2 protein-coding genes and 2 pseudogenes are annotated in these 3,210 nt (G+C 72.7%); 2 read left to right on the forward strand and 2 right to left on the reverse strand.

What is annotated here, in order from left to right:
- Window positions 1–287 (reverse strand): annotated as a pseudogene (locus SACHA_RS25390) (hypothetical protein); the annotation flags it as partial.
- 82 nt (window positions 288–369) lie between these two features.
- On the opposite strand from SACHA_RS25390, the gene SACHA_RS0111930 reads away from it, so the two are divergent.
- On the forward strand, window positions 370–1,656 hold the full coding sequence (locus SACHA_RS0111930) for an adenylosuccinate synthase (RefSeq protein ID WP_019809981.1): 1,287 nt from the start codon (window positions 370–372) through the stop codon (window positions 1,654–1,656).
- A gap of 71 nt (window positions 1,657–1,727) precedes the next feature.
- Here the strand turns inward: SACHA_RS0111930 and SACHA_RS0111935 are convergent, their stop codons facing one another.
- Complete coding sequence (locus tag SACHA_RS0111935) at window positions 1,728–2,870, reverse strand: glycerophosphodiester phosphodiesterase (protein WP_028663114.1); 1,143 nt, start codon at window positions 2,868–2,870, stop codon at window positions 1,728–1,730.
- 151 nt (window positions 2,871–3,021) lie between these two features.
- On the opposite strand from SACHA_RS0111935, the pseudogene SACHA_RS23925 reads away from it, so the two are divergent.
- Window positions 3,022–3,210: pseudogene (locus SACHA_RS23925) on the forward strand (phosphoribosylamine--glycine ligase N-terminal domain-containing protein); the annotation flags it as partial.

Genomic DNA, 3,210 nt, shown 5'->3' on the forward strand with positions numbered 1-3,210 from the left:
CGCCGGAAGGCGGCGTGCGGGTCGGTCGGCAGACCCCACAGGGCGGCCACCGCCGAGTCCGCGCGGGTCGGCACGAAGCCCACCACGGTCTCCGCGAGCAACTCCCGACGCAGCAGCCGCAGCACCACGGCGGCGAGGTCCGCGTCGGTGCCCGCCACGATCAGCGACGGCTCCAGCAGGGGGTCGACCTCGGCCCTGCCGGGGCGCTCGGGTAGCTCGGCCACCCGGAGGTCGCCCGTGGGTAACGCGCCCGTCGCGTCCCCGCAAGCCAGCACCAGTCCACCCACGCACCGCTCCTCGGTTAGGCTCGGTCACCGGCGATTTCCACCAGCGCCACGCTCTTCGACCGTCGAATACCAGGAGTGTCACATGCCGGCCATCGTGCTCGTCGGGGCCCAGTGGGGTGACGAAGGCAAGGGCAAGGCCACCGACCTGCTCGGCGACCGGGTCCGCTGGGTCGTCCGTTACCAGGGCGGCAACAACGCGGGGCACACGGTCGTGCTGCCCGACGGGCAGGACTACGCACTGCACCTGATCCCGTCCGGCATCCTCACCCCGGGCATCACGAACGTCATCGGCAACGGCGTGGTGATCGATCCGGGGGTGCTGCTGGACGAGCTGTCCGGGCTCGAGGAGCGCGGTGTGGACACCGACCGGCTGCTCATCTCGGCGGACGCGCACCTGATCATGCCGTACCACGTCGCCATCGACAAGGTGACCGAGCGCTACCTCGGGGCGAAGAGGATCGGCACCACCGGACGCGGCATCGGCCCCTGTTACCAGGACAAGATCGCCCGGGTGGGCGTGCGGGTGCAGGACCTGCTCGACGAGAAGATCCTCCGGCAGAAGGTCGAGGCGGCCCTCGAATACAAGAACCAGGTGCTGGTCAAGGTCTACAACCGCAAGGGCCTCGACGTGGACGAGGTCACCGACACCGTCCTGGAGCAGGGCGAGCGGTTCGCGCACCGGATCGCCGACACCCGGCTGGAGCTCAACCGGGCGCTCGAACGTGGCGACAGCGTGCTGCTGGAGGGTTCCCAGGGCACCCTGCTCGACGTCGACCACGGCACTTATCCGTTCGTCACCTCGTCGAATCCCACCTCCGGCGGGGCGAGCGCCGGGTCCGGCATCGGGCCGGGCCGGATCAGCACCGTGCTCGGCATCATCAAGGCCTACACCACCCGGGTGGGGGCCGGCCCGTTCCCGACCGAGCTGCTCGACGAGTCCGGCGAGGGGCTGCGCAAGTCCGGTGGGGAGTTCGGCGTCACCACCGGCCGCTCGCGCCGCACCGGCTGGTTCGACGCGGTGATCGGCCGCTACGCCGCGCGGGTCAACGGCATCACCGACTACTTCCTCACCAAGCTCGACGTGCTCTCCGGGCTGGAGAAGATCCCGGTGTGCGTGGCCTACGAGGTGGACGGCTTCCGCACCGAGGACATGCCGATGACGCAGACCGAGGTGCACCACGCCGTGCCGATCTACGAGGAGCTGCCCGGCTGGGCCGAGGACATCAGCGGCTGCCGCGATTTCGCGGACCTGCCCGCCAACGCCCGCGCCTACGTCGAGCGGCTGGAGGAGCTGATGGGCGCGCGGATCTCCGCGATCGGTGTCGGGCCGGGCCGGGAGCAGACCATCGTCCGGCACGAGATCGCCTGACCACCGCGCCCGGCCGGGTGCCCGCCGACGTCGGGACGGAGGGCACCCCGGCGCGGACGTGCGGTGACCGGTCAGGGCCGGGCCGTGCGGGCGGCCTCCACCGCGAGGTCCGGCTGGTCGGCGAACACGCCGTCCACCCCCGCCGCCAGGAACGCCTCGTACTCGGCGAAGACGTCGCCCCGAGCCGCGGGATCGTCGGAGGACCGCAGCCCGGGCGGCAGGAAGGTGTTCTCCGCGCGGAACGTGTACGGGTGGACCACCAGCCCGGCACGGTGGGCCTCGGCGACCAACGGGGTCGGCCGTCCCAGGCCCCCGTCGTCGGTGACCGGCACGACGCGACCCTTCGCCGGGCCGATCCCGTCGGCGTACTCCGCGATCCCGGCCAGCCCGTCGGGGGTCACCAGGTCGTCGTAGGTGCGCGGGTCCCCGGCGGCCGCGAGGTCGTAGGGCGCGCCCGAGCCGCCGATCAGCTGCACCAGCGGGACCCGGAGCCGGTCGTCGAGCGCACGCAGGTTGCCCACCTCGAACGACTGCACGTACACCGGCGCGTTCGGCCGGTTGAGCCCGTTGCGGGTCAAGGTCCGCACCAGCGCCGGTTCCAGCGCCAGCCCCTGCTCACGGAAGTAGGTGGGGTGCTTGGTCTCCGGGTAGACGCCGATCTCCCGCCCGAGCTCCCGGGAGAGCCGCTCCGCCAGGTCGAGGACCTCCTGAAACGTCGGGATCGGGTAGCGCCCGTCGTGGATCGTGTTGTGCGGGCGCAGGCGCGGGATGCGCTCGGTCGCACGCAGCGTCTTCAACTCGGCGAGGGAGAAGTCCTCGGCGAAGAAGCCGGTCACCGGCGTGCCGTCGACCGTTTTGGTCGTCCTCCGGTCGGCGAACTCCGGCCGGTCGGCCACGTCGGTGGTGCCCGCGATCTCCGGTTCGTGGCGTGCCACGAGCACGCCGTCGGCGGTGGTCACCAGGTCGGGTTCGAGGTAGTCGGCCCCCAGGCGGGCCGCCAGCTCGTAGGAGGCCAGGGTGTGCTCGGGCCGGTAGCCCGACGCCCCGCGGTGCCCGATGACCACGAGATCGTCACCCTCGCCGAACGCGGGCGAACCCGGCTCCCCGGCCGAGGGGTCCGGCCCCGCCACGGCCGGACCGGCGATCATCCCCGTCACCGCCAGCCCGCACACGGCCAGGACGGCCCGCGCTCGTGTCCCCGTACGTCGTCGCATGCTCCAGCCCTTCTCCCGATCCGGCCGCCCACGGTCCGTCGCGGGCATACCCCACCCTGTCGACCGGGAGCGGCCCGGAGGCGACCCGTCGGGGGCCGGGAGAGGACATGCCGGTGAACGGCGCCGGACCCGGGCGACCTACCCTGTGCGCGTGCGCGTCCTGGTAATCGGCTCCGGAGCCCGAGAGCATGCCCTCGCCCTCGCCGCCTCACACGATCCGGCGGTGACGGCCCTCGGTTGCGCCCCCGGCAACCCGGGGACGGCCGCGGTCGCCGAGACCCTCGGCGTCGACCTCACCGACCCCGCGGCGATCGCCGGGCTCGCCGTGTCTTGGCGGGCC

Source organism: Saccharomonospora halophila 8, assembly GCF_000383775.1.
In the GTDB taxonomy this organism is placed as follows: Bacteria; Actinomycetota; Actinomycetes; order Mycobacteriales; family Pseudonocardiaceae; genus Saccharomonospora; species Saccharomonospora halophila.